This window comes from Streptomyces sp. PH10-H1, from assembly GCF_030063355.1.
GTDB lineage: Bacteria > Actinomycetota > Actinomycetes > Streptomycetales > Streptomycetaceae > Actinacidiphila.
In genome coordinates this window covers 115216-132787 of record NZ_JASISZ010000009.1, presented here as the reverse complement: position 1 = coordinate 132787, position 17572 = coordinate 115216, and the positions used below count along the sequence as shown (strand labels likewise).

The following is a 17572-nucleotide window of genomic DNA, read 5'->3' as shown; positions in this document are numbered from 1 at the left end:
GTGAACACGTCATCGCTCCCCGCACGGCCGGTGCCCGAGGCGGTACGGTGGGGCAAGAAGGATCCGGATTCGCGGTCCGAGGAGGGAGCCACCGATGATCCTGCTCCGTCGCCTGCTTGGTGACGTGCTGCGTCGGCAGCGCCAACGTCAGGGCCGCACTCTGCGTGAGGTCTCCTCCTCCGCCCGGGTGTCCCTGGGCTATCTGTCAGAAGTGGAGCGAGGGCAGAAGGAGGCATCCTCCGAGCTGCTCTCCGCGATCTGCGACGCCTTGGACGTTCCGATGTCCGAGGTGATGCGTGAGGTCAGCGATGATCTGTCGCTCGCGGAGCTGGCCCAGTCGGCGGCTTCCGAGCCCGCCGCCGCGCCGATGCGACCACTGCTCGGCTCGGTGACCTCTGTCACATCCGTCACGACCGAGCGGGTCACCATCAAGGCGCCGAAGGCGCCCGCGGAGGCCGTTGACGTGGTCGCGGCCTGACACCCGAACAACTCCAGACGTCTTTCACCGGGACCCCGGTCGGCATCGCCGACCGGGGTCCCGGTCTTTTGCCAGGTACGGCGGGACGAGGCAGGGTAGGTATAACGGAGTTAAAGGCGTTTAACGGACGATTTGCTTGTCCCGTAGTCAGTAGGAGGATTCCGCATGACTGTCGTCAAGAGCCCGCTGTCCGAGAAGAACCGCAAGATCGTCGGTGAGGCGCTGCAGGGCGCGCTGGTGGATCTTGTCGATCTGGCGCTGGTGTCCAAGCAGGTGCACTGGACGGTGGTGGGCCCGCGCTTCCGTTCCGTCCACCTGCAGCTCGACGAGGTCGTCGACACCGCCAGGCTGCACGCCGACACCGTGGCCGAGCGGGCCTCCGCCATCGGCGTCACGGCGGACGGGCGGGCCGAGACGGTCGCGAAGACCAGCGGGATCGACACGGTCACCGACGGCTGGATCAAGGACACGCAGGCGGTGGGCATCCTCGTCGCGGCGCTCGACTCGCTGATCGGGCGGATGCGCGAGCGCATCGGGTCGACTGCGGATGCGGACCCGGTCACGCAGGACATCATCATCGGCCTCACGGCCGACCTCGAGAAGTTCCACTGGATGTTCCAGGCCGAGAACGTGTAGCGGGGCGCGGGCGGGCTCGGGTGCCTCGGATGGTCGCGGGTGGCCTGCGATGATCGTTCCGTCACGATGGGTCTCGGTATCGTTGCAGGTAGTGGCGGTGCACTGCTCCCATCGGGTGAACGTCGGGGCAGGTGCGACGGCAGAGGGCTAGCGATCTTGGGAAGCGGGCATCGCACCTTTGTACGGGGAGCCTCTCGGGGGCTCCCCGCCGCAACCTCGGGGTTCCGAAGGAGGCGGCCATGCGCGTACTCCAGCTCCAGATGGTCCGGAGTCTGTGGTCCCGCAGGGCGGTCCGGTGGATCGTCACGCTGAGTCTGGGGATTCTGTGGTGGTGGGCCGCGCTGCGGCTCGCCGTGCAGCCGGGCCAGGCGGGGCCGGTCGAGAGCGCGGTGGCGGCGGGCGGCTGGGGACTGGGCCTGATACCGCTGCACGCCGTGCCGCAGCGCGCGGCCGCGCGCCGTCGGAAGGCGGCGGCACTGCCGGCCCCGCGGGAACGCCGCCCCGGGCGGCCGTACGGACCCCATCAGCCGTATGAGTCCCGGAGGCCGTACGAGACGCGTCAGCCGCATCGGCGGCCATCAGCGCGTCCGCTACCAGGGCATGGCGACCCCGCCGTTCGGGCGCAGGATCTGGCCGGTGGTGAAGGCCGAGGCGTCGGAGGCGAGGAAGAGCACGGTTCCCGCCACGTCCTCAGGGGTGCCGACCCGTCCCAGCGGCGCCATCCGCACGAGTGACGCCTCGGCGCGCGCCTGGGTGGTCTCGTCGAAGACGCCGTCGGATCCGGTGCCGTAATGGGAGGTCATCGGGGTGCGGATGAATCCCGGGGCGATGGCGTTGGCGCGGATGCCGAGCGGGCCGAGTTCGGTCGCCAGGGTCCTGGTGAGCTGCACGACGGCGGCTTTGGAGACGCTGTAGCAGAGCAGGCCGCGAGCGCCGGTGTCGATCGCGCCGGAGGCCATGGTGATGATGCTGCCGGACTGCTGGGCGGTCATGGCACGGGCCGCCTCCTGGGCGCTGTGCAGCACACCTTTGAAGTTGACGCCGAGGACGCGGTCCAGGTCGGCGTCGTCCGTCTCCAGGACGCTGCTGCTGTGCATGATCCCCGCGATGGCCGCCAGGATGTCGAGGCGGCCGTGGTCGCGGACGGTCTCCGCGACGGTCTCGGCGATCTGGGCCCGTTCGGTGACGTCCAGTTGCCGGGCGCGGGCGGCGCCGCCGGCCTTCTCGATCAGTTCCGCGGTCTCCCGCACGCCGGGGCCGTCGCGGTCCGCGCAGACGACGGTGGCGCCGGCTTCGGCCAGCAGGACGGCGGACGCGCGGCCGATCCCGCTCGCGGCGCCGGTGACCAGGGCGGTGCGTCCGGTGAGGTCGTACGCCTTCAAGGGCATGACGAGACGGTACGACCGTATCTGACGGCCCGTCAATTAGCGTGCGGGTGCGGGTGCGGGTGGTCCGGGCGCGAGTGCTGTTGGGGGTCCGGATGCGCGTCCGGGTACGGGCCTCGCTGGCAGCGGGGGCACCAGTACGCGACGCGGTCGCGTTCCGGCGGGCCGTGCTGGGAAAGCCGGATCGCGGTGCCGCAGCGCAGGCACGGCCGGCCCTCGCGGCCGTAGACCCAGTGGGTACGGCCGCGCCGCAGGTCCCCGGTGGTGATGTGGCCCGGGCGGGCCTTGTTCGCCTCCAGGAGCCTCTTGGCGAGCGCCACCAGCTTTTCGGGCGCGGCCTCGCCGACCGGCGTCCACGGCGTGACACCGCGCAGAAAGCAGAGCTCGGAGACGTAGACATTGCCGATGCCTGCCAGATTGCGCTGGTCGAGCAGCACCTCGCCGACGGGTCGGCCCGGCTCGGTGCGCAGCCGCCGGACGGCCTCGGCCGGATCCCAGTCCGGACCCAGCAGATCGGGGCCGAGATGGCCGACGACGCTGTCCTCCTCGGCGGTCGGCAGCAGCTCGAGGACGGGGAGGCGGTAGCCGATCGCCAGCCGGGCGGGCGTCTCCAGCACGGCCCGGACCTGGTGGAGCGGGCCGCCGCGCCAGCGCTCGCCCGGCGCGTAGAGGTGCCAGGAGCCGTCCATGCGCAGATGGGAGTGGAGCGTCCAGCCGTCATCGAACCGGGTCATCAGGTGCTTGCCGCGCGGGACCACCTCGGTGACGCGGTGGTGCGCGAGGTCGGCGGTGGCGAGTTGCGGCACGCGCAGGTCGGCGCGGACGAGGGCCTGGCCCGCCAGGGCCTCGTGCAGTCGGCGGGCGGTCAGCCAGACGGTGTCTCCTTCGGGCACCTCCCCATCATGCCCGCAGTCGCAGCCCGCGCGGTGTGGCGTGGAAACCCGCGGTCTCCAGGGCATGGCCCAGCGGCGAGGTGAGGGCGGACTCGCCATTGGTGCGCTCGACGGTGAGACGGCCGAGCGCGCCCTCCCGGACCGCCAGCGCGAGGGCGTCGGCGGCGGCTCGCAGCCGGTCCTCGTCACCGGGCCAGGCGAGCAGCGTCTTGCCGCCGCGCTCCACGTACAGGACGAGCTCGCCGTCGACGAGGACGACCAGGGCGCCCGCTTTGCGGCCGGGCTTGTGGGTCACCCCGTCGGGCTGTGCCGGCCACGGCAGGGCGGCGCCGTACGCGTTGGCCGGGTCGGCGGCGGCGAGGACGACGGCCCGCCGGCCCGTCCGCGTGCCCTCCTCGCGGTCGCGGGCGGTGTTGATCGCGCGGAGCCGGTCGACCGCGCCGTCCATCGCGAACTGCGCGGCGCCGAGCCCCTCGACCACGTAGCCGCGCCGGGTCTGGCCGGTCTCCTCGAAGGCCGCCAGCACCCGGTAGGCGGCGGAGAAGCCGCCCTCGACGCCCTCGGCGGCGACCGCGCCGCGCGTCACGACCCCATGCCGGTCCAGGAGGGTGTGGACCAGCGCGTGAGCCCGCAGGGTGGGGTCGGTCTCGTGGGGCGGCACGAGCGACCAGCGGCCGGCTGTCGTCGGCGGCCCGGTACGGGACGCGGTGGCGCGCGGTGCCCGGCCCGTGAGCGAGCCGTACCGGCCACGGGGGACGGCACGCGGCGCCCGGTGCGCGGTGGAGCCCGCGGTGCGTCCCGAGCCGAGCAGGGCGCGCAGCGGGGCCAGGGTGTCATTGGTGAGCCGCCCGGACCAGGCAAGGTCCCAGACGGCGTCCGCCAGCTCCGGGTCGGACGGGGCGGCGCCGGCGGCCCGCACCTGGTCGGCGATCTGCCGGAAGAAGAGGCCGTAGCCGCCGGTGAGGGCGCCGAGCACGGCCTGGTGGAGCGGGGAGAGCTCGAGCGGCTGGGGCTCCTTGAGCAGTAGCGGCGCGGTGTCGGCGAGATGGAGCGACACCCAGCCGTCCTTGCCGGGCAGCGCCCCCGCGCCGGACCACAGGACCTCTCCGGAGGCGGTCAGCTCGTCCAGCATCGCCGGGGTGTAGCCGGTGACCCGGGACGGCAGGACGAGTTTCTCCAGCGCGGAGGCGGGCACCTCGGCGCCCTGCAGCTGCTCCACGGCGCGGACCAGCCCGTCGAGGCCGCGCAGGCTGTGGGTGCCGACATGCTGCCACTGGGGGAGGAAGGTGGCCAGGGCGGCGGGCGGTACCGGCTCCACCTCCTGCCGCAGCGCGGCGAGCGAACGGCGCCGCAGCCGGCGCAGCACCGCCGCGTCGCACCACTCGTGCCCCGCCCCCCCCGGCCGGAACTCGCCCTGCACCACGCGTCCGCCCGCGGCGAGGCGTTGCAGCAGGCCGTCCACCACGGCGGTGCCGAGGCCGAAGCGCCGCGCGGCCTCCACGGAGGTGAACGGTCCGTGGGTACGGGCGAACCGGGCGAGCAGGTCGCCGAGCGGGTCCTTGACCGGTTCGGTGAAGGCCTCCGGGACGCCGACGGGCAGCGCGGTGCCGAGCGCGTCCCGCAGCCGCCCGGCGTCCTCGACGGCGGCCCAGTGGTCGCTTCCGGCGATCCGGACCCGGATCGCCCGGCGCGCGGATTCCAGCTCTCGCGCCCAGCCCGGCTCCGTGCCGCGAGCCGCCAACTCGGCGTCGGTGAGCGGGCCGAGAAGCCGCAGCAGGTCGGCGACGCCTTCGGCGTCCTTGATCCGGCGGTCCTCCGACAGCCACTGCAGCTCGCGCTCCAGCTCGGCCAGCACATCGGCGTCGAGCAGCTCCCGCAGCTCGGCCTGGCCCAGCAGCTCGGCCAGCAGCCGGGAGTCCAGCGACAGGGCGGCGGCGCGGCGCTCGGCGAGCGGCGAGTCGCCCTCGTAGAGGAACTGCGCGACGTAGCCGAAGAGGAGCGAGCGGGCGAAGGGTGAGGGCTCGGGTGTGGTGACCTCGACCAGTCGCACCCGGCGTGCCTCGATGTCGCCCATCAGCTCCACGAGACCGGGCACGTCGAAGACATCCTGCAGGCACTCGCGGACCGCTTCGAGGACGATCGGGAAGGAGCCGAAGTCCGAGGCGACCTGGAGGAGTTGGGCGGCGCGCTGGCGCTGCTGCCACAGCGGGGTGCGCTTGCCGGGGGTGCGGCGGGGCAGCAGCAGCGCGCGGGCCGCGCACTCGCGGAAGCGGGAGGCGAACAGGGCGGAGCCGCCGACCTGGTCGGTGACCAGCTGCTCGACCTCGCCCTTGTCGAAGGCGACATCGGAGGCGCCGACCGGCGACTGGTCGCTGTCGAACTCGGTGCCCTGCCGGGCCGGTTCCGCGTCGAGCAGATCGAGGCCCATCAGGTCGGCGTCCGGCAGCCGCAGCACGATGCCGTCGTCGGCGTGCATCACCTGGGCGTCCAGCCCGTACCGCTCCTGGAGGCGGGCACCCAGCGCCAGCGCCCAAGGCGCGTGTACCTGGGCCCCGAAGGGGGAGTGGACCACCACCCGCCAGTCGCCCAGTTCGTCACGGAAGCGCTCCACGACGATGGTGCGGTCGTCGGGGATGTGGCCGCAGGCCTGCCGCTGCTCCGACAGATAGGCCAGCACATTGTCCGTCGCCCAGGTGTCGAGCCCGGCCGCGGTCAGCCGTTCGCGGGCCTCCCCGGGGCCCAGACGCCCGACCTCGCGGACGAACGCGCCCACCGCCCGGCCGAGTTCCAGCGGACGGCCCAGCTGGTCGCCCTTCCAGAAGGGCAGCCGCCCGGGGACCCCGGGCGCGGGAGAGACGAGAACCCGGTCCCGGGTGATGTCCTCGATCCGCCAGGAGGTGGTGCCCAGCGTGAAGACATCGCCGACCCGGGACTCGTAGACCATCTCCTCGTCCAGCTCCCCGACCCGGCCACCGCCCTTCTTCGGGTCGGAGCCGGCCAGGAAGACGCCGAACAGCCCGCGGTCCGGGATGGTGCCGCCGGAGGTCACGGCCAGCCGCTGCGCCCCCGGGCGGCCGGTGACCGTGTTGGCGACCCGGTCCCAGACGATGCGGGGCCGCAGCTCCGCGAAGGCGTCCGAGGGATACCGGCCGCCCAGCATGTCGAGCACCGCCGTGTAGGCGGAGTGCGGGAGCGCCGCGAAGGGCGCCGCCCGGCGCACCAGGGCGAGCAGTTCGTCCACGTCCCAGGTGTCGAGCGCGGTCATGGCGACGATCTGCTGCGCCAGGACGTCCAGCGGATTCGACGGAACGCGCAGCGATTCGATGGAGCCGGTACGCATCCGTTCGGTGACGACCGCGGCCTGCACGAGGTCGCCGCGGTACTTGGGGAAGACGACACCGGTCGAGACGGCGCCCACCTGGTGCCCGGCCCGGCCGACCCGCTGCAGCCCGGAGGCGACGGACGGCGGCGACTCCACCTGGATGACGAGGTCGACCGCGCCCATGTCGATGCCCAGTTCCAGACTGGAGGTCGCGACCACGGCGGGCAGCCGTCCCGCCTTGAGATCCTCCTCGACCAGGGTGCGCTGCTCCTTGGACACCGACCCGTGGTGCGCGCGGGCCAGCAGGGCGGGCGCGCCCTGCGCGGCGCCCGACTGGGCCATGATCTCGGCGGGCGGCGCGGTGTCGGGCAGCGGCTCCCCGGTCGCCCGCTCGTGGGCGATCTCGTTGAGCCGGTTGCACAGCCGCTCGGCCAGCCGGCGGGAATTGGCGAACACGATGGTGGAGCGGTGCGCCTGCACCAGATCCGCGATCCGCTCCTCCACATGCGGCCAGATCGACGCCCGCTGCTCCTGCCCCGCCGCGGGCCCGCTGTGATCCGCGACGGGGGAGCCGCCCAGCTCGCCCAGATCCTCGACGGGAACGACCACCGACAGGTCGAACTTCTTCCGGGAGGCCGGCTGGACGATCGTCACCTTGCGCTGTGGTGACAGATAGCGGGCGATCTCGTCGACGGGCCGGACCGTCGCGGAGAGCCCGATCCGCCGGGCGGGCCGGTCGAGCAGCTCGTCCAGCCGCTCCAGCGACAGGGCCAGATGCGCCCCGCGCTTCGTACCCGCCACGGCGTGCACCTCGTCCAGAATCACGGTCTCCACGCCGCGCAGCGCTTCGCGGGCCGCGGAGGTGAGCATGAGGAAGAGCGATTCGGGGGTGGTGATGAGGATGTCCGGCGGACGCGTGACCAGGGTGCGGCGTTCGGAGGCGGGCGTGTCCCCGGAGCGGATCCCGACCCTGACCTCGGGTTCGGGCAGGCCGAGACGGACGGACTCCTGGCGCAGGCCCGTGAGGGGGCTGCGCAGATTGCGTTCCACATCGACCGCGAGGGCCTTCAGCGGGGATACGTAGAGCACCCGGCAACGGCGCTGGGGTTCGGCGGGCGGCGGGGCGCTCGCCAGCCCGTCCAACGCCGCCAGGAAGGCGGCCAGCGTCTTGCCGGAGCCGGTCGGCGCGACCACCAGGACGTCCGAACCCTCACCGATCGCCCGCCAGGCACCGGCCTGGGCGTCGGTGGGCGCGCTGAACGCCCCCGTGAACCACGCACGGGTGGCGGGGGAGAAGGCTTCCAGGGCAGCGGCCGGGTCCTCCTCCGGCGTTCCCTGGCTCTTCCGTCGCGACATGTCCCCATCCTGCCCCGCCCCACTGACAACGGCCCCGGGACTGCCCGCCGGACCGGGCCGGGAGCCGTCGCCGGGTCCCCTCCGCTCCGGGAGCCGTCCGCCGGATCCTCTCCCGCCGGGCCTGCTTCCCGGGACCCGAAGGGCTGGTGGCCCCGGCTGCCTCGCGGGCCTGCCACCCGACGGCAGAATGGATCCATGGAACCGCGTGAGCAGGCACGGCACTGGCAGCATCCGCAGCTGCCCGGCGTGGACCTGCTGCGCGCGCGGTACGTGCGTCACACGTTCTCCCGGCACTCCCACGACGGGTATGTGATCGCGGCGGTCACCGGCGGCATCGAAGGCATAGGGATGCCCGGCGGAGACATGCGGGCGGGCGCGGGCGGCGTCGTCCTCATCAATCCCGAGACGCCGCACTCCGCGTACGCCGGAACCGCGGCCGGCTGGACCTACAGCGTCCTCTACCCGGCCATCGACGTGGTGGCGGCCGTCGCCGCCGAGATGTCCCGATCGCACGGCACTCCGACCTTCACCGACACCGTCCTCGACGACCCCGACTGCGCCCGGCTGATAGCGGACATCCACGGTGCCGCCGAACGCGACAACGCGCTCGCCGCCGACACCTTGCTGCGGATCGCCGTCGCCCGGCTGCTGCGCCGCTACGGCGCCGCCCCGGCCGCGTCGGGCACGGCGCTTTCCGCCGGGTCGCTCGCCGCCGGGCGGGCCAGGGAACTGCTGGTCGAGCGGATCGCGCGGCCGCCGACGCTGGAACAGCTGGCCGCGGAACTCGGCACCAAGCCGTTCGCGCTGCTGCGGGCGTTCAAAAGCGCCTACGGGCTTCCACCGCACGCCTGGCTGACCGGCGAGCGGGTACGGGCGGCCCGCCGGATGCTGGACACCGGTACCCCGCCCGCCGAGGCGGCGCTCGCCGTCGGGTTCACCGACCAGCCGCATCTGAACCGGCACTTCACGCGCATCGTGGGCGTACCGCCGGGCGCCTACCGGCGCGAGCGCGCAAGAACGTACAAGACGGGAACAGAACTCGTTCCCTAACGTGCGGTGGGTGACACGAGCAGCGCGCATACACAGGGACAGCGGTGGACCGGACGGTACGGAGGACGCGAGAACGGCGGCGGCGCGTACGAAGGTCGGCCTTGTCGATGCGGATGCGGATCCGGATGCGGATGTCGATACCAGTGCGGGGCCTGCGGGGCCGGCGGCGAAGCCCGCGTCCGCCGTGGTCCGGGACGCGCTGGCCGTCGGCGTCGCGGTCGGGCTGTCCGGCTTCGCCTTCGGCGTGACCTCGGCAGGGGCCGGACTGACCGTGGCGCAGACCTGCGCGCTCTCCCTGCTGGTCTTCAGCGGCGCCTCGCAGTTCGCGCTGGTCAGCGCGCTGGGCGCGGGCGGCAGCCCGTTCGCCGCGGCCGCCGGGGCGTTCTTCCTGGGCGCGCGCAACGCGTTCTACGGGCTGCGGCTGTCCCAGTTGCTGCGCTTTCCCCGGGCGCTGCGCCCCTTCGCCGCGCAATGGGTGATCGACGAGACCTCCGCCGTGACGCTGGCGCAGCCCGACCGGCGCAGCGCGCGCCTGGGCTTCACCGTCACCGGCGCCAGCATCTACCTGCTGTGGAACCTGACCACGCTCCTGGGCGCCCTCGGCGCCTCCGCGCTGGGCGATCCGGCCGGCTGGGGGCTGGACGCGGCGGGTCCCGCGGTCTTCCTCGCGCTGCTCGCGCCCATGGTGAAGGGCCGTCGCGAGCGCATGGTGGCGGGACTGGCCGTCATCTTCGCCCTCGTGTGCCTGCCACTGCTGCCCGCCGGGGTACCGGTACTCGTCGCGGCACTGGCCGCGCCCGTCGTCCTGGCCGCCACACGCGGCGCCCGCAGCCCACGCAGCGCGCCCACCGCGCCCACCGCACCCACGAGGAAGTCGGACCGATGAGCACCTGGATCGCCATCGGCGTGACCGCCTTCGGCTGCTACGCCGTGAAGCTGCTCGGGCTCTCCGTGCCCGCCGGCATCCTGGAGCGGCCCCTGGTGAAGCGGCTCGCCGCACTCGTCCCCCTCGCCCTGCTGGCCGCACTCACCGCGCTGCAGACGTTCAGCACGAGCGGGCTGAAACTCGTCGTCGACGCCCGCGCCGCCGGTCTCGCCGCGGCGGCCGTGGCGTTGCTGCTGCGCGCGCCCTTCCTGGTGGTCATCGGCGCGGCGGTCCTGGTGACCGCCGCCGTACGGGCCCTGACCGGCTAGCCCGGTTCCGGCCCTGGTTCCCGGCCCCGGTTCCGGTTTCAGATGTCGCGGCCGTAGACGCGCAGCGTCCGCAGGGCCTCGATCGTGATGATCGGCCGCCACTCCAGCCGGGTACCGGGCGCCCATGCGCGCCAGCGCATCGGCCACCCGCCGTCCTCTCCCTGCTCCGCTGCCAGGAAGTCCAGCGACCGCTCCAGTTCCGCGTCGGTGAACCACTGCCGGGCCAGCGAGTCCGGGGTGCGCGCGAAGTCGTACGCGAAGTGGTACTCGCCCGGCGCGTACCCCGGGGACACCGGGTATTCGTCCGCCCGGTCCGGGTCCAGCACCGCCAGCCGCTGCTCGCGTACCAGTTGCCCCAGCCGGTGCGCCGCCGCCCGCGCCCGCGCCCGGTCCGGGACGGAGTCCAGGAACGCCACCGCCGCCTCGGCCTCGTACGGATGCGTCGTGTCCAGCGCGTCGATCGCCGCCCAGCAGAAGTCCGTGGCCCGGAACAGCCACGCGTGCCAAACCCCGTTGCGGTGCAGCATCCCCACCACGGGACCCGTCGCCAGCAGATCACCCTTCGGCTCATCGACCACCGGGATCCACGGCGCCGACGGATAGCCGTGCAACGACGGGTGCACCGCGGGCAGCGCCCCCTCCGCGGTCGACACCTCCGTCAGATAACGGCACACCCGCTCGGCCCGCTGCCCGCCGCACCGCCCGATCCCGTCCAGCACACGCAACGCGTGCGCCGTATGCAGCGGCTGGCTCACCGGCCCCCGCAGATCCGGCTCCAAGGCGTGCCCGAAGCCGCCGTCGTCATTGCGGTAGGCGTTGAGCGCGGCCTCGACCGCCTCGTCCGGACCGTCGAGAAAGCTGTACGCGAACCTGCGCTGCTCGAGCACGCGTGCGGTCAGCCACACGAAGTGCCCGGCGCGCGCGAGGGGAGTTCCTGGCATGCCCGCACAGTAGGGCGCCATCCCCCCACTGCATACGCCTGGCACAAGGGAGCACCCGGCCGTGCGACCCCAAGCCCCCGTGTGCGGGATCCCCCGGCCCCGAAGTTGACGCACGCGATACTGGGCGCATGAGGTTGACGGTGTTCTGGGAGCGGATGCGGGCGCATTTCGGGGAGGGGTATGCGGATTCGTTCGCGCGGGATCATGTGATGGCGGAGTTGGGCGGGCGGACGGTGTGGGAGGCGTTGGAGGCCGGGTGGGAGGCCAAGGACGTGTGGCGGGCGGTGTGTGTGGCGATGGATGTGCCGGCGGGGCGGCGCTGAGCCGACGGAGGGTTGGTCCCGTGCTTTCTGTCCCGCGCGGCCAGACCGGGGGCTCGTAGCAGGAAGCGACGAAAGCGCTGTTCAGCGCGACATAGTGCGCCGGCTCCGCATACGAGGATGCCGCAGTGGCTGCCGCGGGCGATGATGCTCGCGCTGGCGCTGGTGGGTTGCTTCCAGTTCGCCTACTGGGCGTTCCACCAGGTGGCCGGGCTGCTGATCAACATTCTGATCGCGTTCTCTGCATTCCGACTGGGTGCGCACCTATCTGCAGAACAGGGCGAGCAATGTGTGGGGGCTGTCGGCCACCCCCCTCGGAGCGTCTTCCAGCTCTTCACCATGGTGCTGTTCACGTTTTAGTGGCCGACGGGCCGCGGCTGCGCCGGGCGCTGTGCTCGGTGCTGCCGCCGGCGCGGCAGGCGGAGGCGCTGCGGGCCTGGGAGATCGCGGTCGCCAAGACGGGTGGCGGACCCGGGAGTGCGGGGGCCGCACGGGCCGCATCGGCCGCCCGGCTGCGGCTGCGATTGCGCCGCCGCACCTGAGGCCCCGCGCTTGACACGCAAATCGAACATCCATTCTCATAGGTATTCCGGGCGGGTTCTCCGCGGAGGTTTTCCACAGCTCGGAGCGACGTCCAGGCGCATTGTCAGTGGCAGGGACTAGCGTCGTGGACGTGAAGCGATCGACTCAAACATCCCGGGTGGAGCCCATGGCAGGTAACGACCGCGAGAAGGCGCTGGACGCCGCACTCGCACAGATTGAACGGCAGTTCGGCAAGGGCGCTGTCATGCGCCTGGGCGACAAGCCGAACGAACCCATCGACGTCATCCCCACCGGGTCGACCGCACTGGACGTAGCCCTCGGTGTCGGCGGTCTGCCGCGCGGCCGTGTGGTCGAGGTGTATGGGCCGGAGTCCTCCGGCAAGACCACCCTGACGCTGCACGCGGTGGCCAACGCGCAGAAGGCCGGCGGCACGGTGGCGTTCGTCGACGCCGAGCACGCGCTGGATCCCGAGTACGCCAAGGCCCTCGGTGTCGACACGGACAACCTGCTGCTGTCCCAGCCGGACACCGGCGAGCAGGCGCTGGAGATCGTGGACATGCTCATCCGCTCCGGCGCGATCGACCTCATCGTGATCGACTCCGTGGCCGCCCTCGTGCCGCGGGCCGAGATCGAGGGTGAGATGGGCGACTCGCACGTGGGTCTGCAGGCCCGGCTGATGAGCCAGGCGCTGCGAAAGATCACTGGTGCGCTGCACCAGTCCAACACCACCGCGATCTTCATCAACCAGCTCCGCGAGAAGATCGGTGTGATGTTCGGCTCGCCGGAGACCACGACCGGTGGCCGCGCGCTGAAGTTCTACGCCTCCGTGCGGCTCGACATCCGCCGTATCGAGACGCTCAAGGACGGCACCGACGCGGTCGGCAACAGGACCCGCGTCAAGGTCGTCAAGAACAAGGTCGCACCGCCCTTCAAGCAGGCCGAGTTCGACATTCTCTACGGCCACGGCATCAGCAAGGAGGGTGGCCTGATCGACATGGGTGTCGATCACGGCTTCGTCCGCAAGGCCGGCGCCTGGTACACGTACGAGGGCGACCAGCTGGGCCAGGGCAAGGAGAACGCCCGTAACTTCCTCAGGGACAACCCGGACCTCGCCGACGAGATCGAGAAGAAGATCAAGGACAAGCTCGGCATCGGTGTCCGGACCGTAGCCCCTGGCGCGGAGCCGGGTGCGGACGCGGCGGGTCCGGCGGCCGTTCCCGCCAAGGCCGATGTCCCGGCGCCCAAGACAGTGAAGGCGACCAAGGCCACCGCGGCCAAGGCCTGAGGCCATGGCGAGCCGGCACCCCGATCGCGGCGGCTCTTCCGAGTCGAGGGCCTCGAAAGAGCCGCCGCTCAGCCCCGAGGAGCAGGCGCGGGCGTTGTGCCTGCGCCTGCTCACCGGGAACCCCCGTACCCGCAAGCAGCTCGCCGACGCGATGCGCCGACGGGAGATCCCCGACGAGGTGGCGGAGAACCTGCTGGAGCGGTTCCAGGACGCCGGACTGATCGACGACCAGGCGTTCGCCAACGCCTGGGTGGAGTCCCGGCACCGCGGCCGGGGCCTGGCCCGCCGGGCGCTGGCGAGGGAGCTCCACACCCGGGGGGTGGACGCGGAACTGGTCAGCGAGGCGGTGGGCCGGCTCGACTCCGAGCAGGAGGAGGAGACCGCCCGCGCCCTGGTGGACCGCAAGCTCCGGACGACGCGAGGGCTGGAGCGCGACAAGCGCCTCCGCCGCCTCGCGGGGATGCTCGCCCGCAAGGGCTATCCGGAGGGTGTCGCCCTCCGGGTGGTCCGCAGGGCCCTGGAGGAAGAAGGCGAGGAGCCGGGCCTGGCCTGACCGGGCCGCAGCCCGTGCTGAGCTTCCGGCCCTGCCCGGGTTTCCCGCCGCGTTCCGTCCCGGCCGCCCCCGGCCCTAGGGGATCCGCCCGCTGACCGGCTCGTCCTGCGGGGCGTCCTGCGGAGCGGTCCGGTGCGGGGGGCCGCCGCGGGCCAGGTCCGCGTAGGAGTACAGCTCGGCGGGGCGGCAGCCGACCATGGCCGTCACCAGGTGGCCGTCCGGGCGGATCAGCAGCACGCTGTGCGCCGTCGCGCCGGGGTAGCCCTCGGCGACCAGCAGCTCGGCGCGCATCGGCAGCGCGGCGACCGCCGACGCGAGCCGCGGCATCAGACCGGCTGTCAGCCAGTGCCTGCTGTCCCACACACCGGTGCCCGGTGCGATCAGCACGACCAGCAGCTGCTGGCCGAGCCGGTCGCGCAGCCGGCCGACGGTGCCGTCGAGCGCCGTCACCGCCACATCGACGACCGGACCGCCCGGGGGAGTGGCGCATGTGGCGACCAGCGGTGACCCGGTGGTCCGGCCGCCGCCACTGCCGCCACCGCCGGGCCGCGGCGCGGGCAGCGCGAGCGGTGACCGCCCATAGACCGGAGGAGAGGCGGCGGGTCCCCGGCCGAGGTGGCTGTCGGTCAGCAGTTCGGCGTGCCCGCGGGTGGAGCCGGAGAGCAGCGAATGGCGTATCGCGTTCCAGGTTCCGTTGGCGCGTACCAGCGGCAGTGCCTGGTCGGTGGCGCGCAGCCGGGCGCCGACCGCCTCGCGCCGCTCCGCCTGGTAGCTGTCGAGCAGGGTGTCGGACGCGCCGTCGTGCCAGGCCAGCGCGAGCTTCCAGGAGAGGTTCTCGGCGTCCCGGAGGCCCTCCTCCACGCTCTGAGCGCCGAGTGCGCCCATCAGGTGGGCGGCGTCGCCGGCGAGGAACGACCGGCCCACCCGCCAGCGGCGGGCGAGTCGCTGGTGCACCGGATACTCGGCCGAGCCCACCAGTTCGTACGGTACGACGCTGCCGCACCACGTAGTCAGGATGGCGCGCACCCGCGTCACCAGTTCATCGGCGGTCAGCACATCACCGCGGGCGGGCAGCAGCCAGTCGAACCGCCACATGCCGTCCGGCAGCGGACGGGCTGTCACCTCCTGGCCGGTGGCGCCGGGGGGATCGCGGTGCAGCAGGGCCACGCCGGGTTCCGGGAGTTCGACGTGCAGCGCGGCCACGGCGTGCCGGTCGACGGCGGTCTTCCCGGGGAAGCGCACCGCGAGCAGCTTGCGGACCGTCGACCGCGGCCCGTCGCAGCCCACCAGGTAACTGCCGCGCCACCAGGTGCGGTCCGCGCCCCGGGTGTGCACGGTGACCCCGGTGGCGTCCTCGTCGAGCGCGTCGACGCGGGAGCCGGTCACGATCCGCACGAGCCCGTGGCCGTGCAGCGCCTCGCGCAGCCCGCGTTCCAGCCGGTGCTGGGAGATGTGCACCGGAGACGGTTCGTCGCCGGGTTCTGGACCGAAGCCGATCCGCAGTACCTCCTGCCGCCGGCGCAGAGTGCGCCACCCGGTCCAGGTGGTGCCGTCCTCGTACACCTGGGGGTAGCCGAGACGTTCCAGCAGGGCGGCGGTATCGGCGCCCAGGACGGTGGTGCGCGGATGGCGCAGCTCGTCACGGGCGTCGGCCGGACCTTCGGCTTCGTCGAGGACGATGGTCGGGACACCGCGTTTGGCCAGAGCGAGCGCGAGGGCGAGGCCCACGGGGCCCGCCCCGGCGACGATCACCGGGTCCACAGGGCGGTCCCCGGAAGATGTGCAGTCACGATACGTATGCAATCCACTGCGAGTGCGTGCGTCAAGTGACGGCGATACGTCGGCGCGGTGCGGACCGGCACACCGTCACCTGACGCCCGACGCATCGTCACGTCTCACGAGCGACATACCGTCACCCGACGCCCGGAGCACCGTCACCCAACGAACCGGCGCATCGTCACTCCGCGGTGGCCACCAGGGCCTTGGCTTCCGGGGCGGGGGGCGGCGCGCCCTTGGGGCTGCGACGGGACCGCTTCTCCACCCAGGTGGCGACTCCGGACAGCGCCATGCACATCGCGATGTAGATCGTGCCGATCACGAGCAGCACCGGAACATACGGGAAGTTGCCGGGGGTCGGGGTGTTGCCGGCCAGGATGCGGCCGACGTACAGCAGTTCCGTGTACGCGATCAGGTAGCCGAGGGAGGTGTCCTTGAGGGTCACCACGAGCTGGCTGATGATACTGGGCAGCATCGCCCGCACGGCCTGCGGGACCAGGATGGTCAGCATGACCTGGGTCTTGCGCATGCCCAGCGCGTAGGCGGCCTCGCTCTGGCCCTTGGGCACGGAGTTGATGCCGGCCCGGAAGATCTCCGCCTGGACCGAGCCGTTGTAGAGCGTCAGGCCGATGACCAGGGCCTGGAACGGCTCGAACGCGGTCGCCCACAGCAGGTAGATCATGATGATCAGGGGCAGCGCGCGGAAGAACTCCACCGCCGCACCGGCGACCAGCCGGACCGCCCGGTGGTCCGAGAGCCGCCCGGCGGCGAACACCGTGGCGAGGACGAGCGAGGCGACCGCGGCGAGCGCGAACACCTTGAGGGTGGCGATCACCCCGTCCTTGATCTGCTGCTGGACCCCGCTGTACTGGAACAGGGTCCACATGTAGGAGTGGAACTCGCCCCTGGAGTCGAGCCGCATGACCATGAAGACCAGCAGTCCGGCGAGCGCGAGGCTGCCGATGACCGTGTAGATCAGGTTGCGCCGTCTGGTCCTGGGTCCTGGGGCGTCGTACAGGACACTCGCCGTCATCGGGCCACCGCCAGCCGGTTCTCGAGCAGCCGGAAAAGGCCGCTGATCGCAAAGGTGATGATCAGATACGCCAGGGCGATCCAGATGAAGATCACCGTGAGGTTGAGACCCTCGTCGCTGAGGAGCTTCTGCACGGAGAACAGCTCGGTGACGCTGAACGCTCCGGCGATCGCGGAGTTCTTGGTGAGCGCGATCATGAGGCTGCCGACCGGCGCGATGACGGTACGGGCCGCCTGCGGGAGGATGATCAGCCGCAGGATCTGAGTGAACGTCATGCCGATGCTTCGCGCTGCCTCGGCCTGCCCGAGCTGCACGGTGTTGACGCCGGAGCGCACCGCCTCGCAGATGAAGGCCGAGGTGTAGAAGCCGAGGGCGAGCACCGCCAGCTGGTACGAGGTGAGGCCGGTGGCGAAGACCTCGGGCACGACGAAGGTGGCCACGAGGAACAGCAGGGTCAGCGGCGTGTTGCGCAGCAGCGTCACCCACAGCGTGCCGAACGCCCGCAGCGGAGGCACGGGAGAGACCCGGAAGGCGGCCATGAGGATGCCGAGCAGCAGGGCGAGCACCGCACTGGCGGCGGTGAGTGACAGCGTGCCGAAGAACCCCTGCCGGAACAGGGCGAAATTGTCGAACAGGACGTTCATCGTGGCTCACCTCGCCGGTTCGCCCGTATCGGGCAGGAAGGCATCGTCGGTCCTGGGCGTGCGGGGGGTACGAGGAGTCGCGCCCCGGAGAGAAGCAGCATCGGGAATGGCCTCACGAGGGCGTGGCGGCCCGCCGGGCCGCCGCTGGGAAAAACCCGTTTAC

15 protein-coding genes and 1 pseudogene are annotated in these 17572 nt (G+C 72.3%); 9 read left to right on the top strand and 7 right to left on the bottom strand.

Annotation, left to right across the window (positions count from 1 at the left end):
- The first annotated feature begins 94 nt into the window (after window positions 1-94).
- Window positions 95-478 (top strand): helix-turn-helix domain-containing protein, encoded by a 384-nt coding sequence (locus tag QMK24_RS08835; protein ID WP_283464750.1) that lies wholly within the window; start codon window positions 95-97, stop codon window positions 476-478.
- 165 nt (window positions 479-643) lie between these two features.
- Window positions 644-1114: a Dps family protein gene (locus tag QMK24_RS08830; RefSeq protein WP_283464749.1), complete on the top strand. Its 471-nt coding sequence runs from the start codon at window positions 644-646 to the stop codon at window positions 1112-1114.
- 590 nt (window positions 1115-1704) lie between these two features.
- Here QMK24_RS08830 and QMK24_RS08820 read toward each other — a convergent pair.
- The 3 genes from QMK24_RS08820 to QMK24_RS08810 are packed head-to-tail and all read right to left on the bottom strand — an operon-like array spanning window position 1705 to window position 8070.
- Window positions 1705-2502, bottom strand: coding sequence for an SDR family NAD(P)-dependent oxidoreductase (locus QMK24_RS08820; protein ID WP_283464748.1), 798 nt, complete (start codon window positions 2500-2502; stop codon window positions 1705-1707).
- Between the two features lie 32 nt (window positions 2503-2534).
- On the bottom strand, window positions 2535-3392 hold the full coding sequence (locus QMK24_RS08815) for a DNA-formamidopyrimidine glycosylase family protein (RefSeq protein ID WP_283464747.1): 858 nt from the start codon (window positions 3390-3392) through the stop codon (window positions 2535-2537).
- Between the two features lie 7 nt (window positions 3393-3399).
- On the bottom strand, window positions 3400-8070 hold the full coding sequence (locus QMK24_RS08810) for an ATP-dependent helicase (RefSeq protein ID WP_283464746.1): 4671 nt from the start codon (window positions 8068-8070) through the stop codon (window positions 3400-3402).
- 195 nt (window positions 8071-8265) lie between these two features.
- Between QMK24_RS08810 and QMK24_RS08805 the strand changes: the two genes are divergently transcribed.
- From QMK24_RS08805 to QMK24_RS08795, 3 genes are read left to right on the top strand one after another with little or no spacing between them, the layout of a single operon-like run.
- On the top strand, window positions 8266-9120 hold the full coding sequence (locus QMK24_RS08805) for an AraC family transcriptional regulator (RefSeq protein ID WP_283464745.1): 855 nt from the start codon (window positions 8266-8268) through the stop codon (window positions 9118-9120).
- Window positions 9121-9130: 10 nt separating this feature from the next.
- Window positions 9131-10006, top strand: a complete 876-nt coding sequence (locus QMK24_RS08800) for an AzlC family ABC transporter permease (protein WP_283464744.1) — start codon at window positions 9131-9133, stop codon at window positions 10004-10006.
- Entirely contained in the window at window positions 10003-10314 is a 312-nt protein-coding gene (locus QMK24_RS08795; protein WP_283464743.1) for an AzlD domain-containing protein, read from the top strand. The genes QMK24_RS08800 and QMK24_RS08795 overlap by 4 nt, the downstream gene beginning before the upstream one ends.
- 38 nt (window positions 10315-10352) lie before the next feature.
- Here QMK24_RS08795 and QMK24_RS08790 read toward each other — a convergent pair whose 3' ends face one another.
- A complete protein-coding gene (locus QMK24_RS08790) occupies window positions 10353-11255 on the bottom strand; it encodes a hypothetical protein (RefSeq protein ID WP_283464742.1) in 903 nt (300 codons plus the stop codon).
- Window positions 11256-11383: 128 nt separating this feature from the next.
- Between QMK24_RS08790 and QMK24_RS08785 the strand changes: the two genes are divergently transcribed.
- The 4 genes and pseudogenes from QMK24_RS08785 (at window position 11384) to recX (ending at window position 13956) form a co-directional block, all read left to right on the top strand.
- Window positions 11384-11578 (top strand): DUF3046 domain-containing protein, encoded by a 195-nt coding sequence (locus QMK24_RS08785; RefSeq protein WP_283464741.1) that lies wholly within the window; start codon window positions 11384-11386, stop codon window positions 11576-11578.
- Between the two features lie 117 nt (window positions 11579-11695).
- Window positions 11696-12042: pseudogene (locus QMK24_RS08780) on the top strand (hypothetical protein); the annotation flags it as partial.
- Between the two features lie 233 nt (window positions 12043-12275).
- Window positions 12276-13403, top strand: coding sequence for a recombinase RecA (recA, locus tag QMK24_RS08775; protein WP_283464776.1), 1128 nt, complete (start codon window positions 12276-12278; stop codon window positions 13401-13403).
- A gap of 4 nt (window positions 13404-13407) precedes the next feature.
- The gene (gene recX / locus QMK24_RS08770) at window positions 13408-13956 is read left to right on the top strand and encodes a recombination regulator RecX (protein ID WP_283464740.1); all 549 of its coding nucleotides are present in this window, start codon (window positions 13408-13410) and stop codon (window positions 13954-13956) included.
- A 75-nt stretch (window positions 13957-14031) separates the two neighbouring features.
- Here recX and QMK24_RS08765 read toward each other — a convergent pair whose 3' ends face one another.
- From QMK24_RS08765 to QMK24_RS08755, 3 genes are all read right to left on the bottom strand, one after another.
- Window positions 14032-15717, bottom strand: coding sequence for an FAD-dependent monooxygenase (locus QMK24_RS08765; RefSeq protein ID WP_283464739.1), 1686 nt, complete (start codon window positions 15715-15717; stop codon window positions 14032-14034).
- A gap of 196 nt (window positions 15718-15913) precedes the next feature.
- The gene (locus QMK24_RS08760; RefSeq protein ID WP_283464736.1) at window positions 15914-16765 is read right to left on the bottom strand and encodes an amino acid ABC transporter permease; all 852 of its coding nucleotides are present in this window, start codon (window positions 16763-16765) and stop codon (window positions 15914-15916) included.
- Window positions 16762-17409, bottom strand: a complete 648-nt coding sequence (locus tag QMK24_RS08755; protein WP_283464734.1) for an amino acid ABC transporter permease — start codon at window positions 17407-17409, stop codon at window positions 16762-16764. The genes QMK24_RS08760 and QMK24_RS08755 overlap by 4 nt, the downstream gene beginning before the upstream one ends.
- Between the last annotated feature and the right edge of the window lie 163 nt (window positions 17410-17572).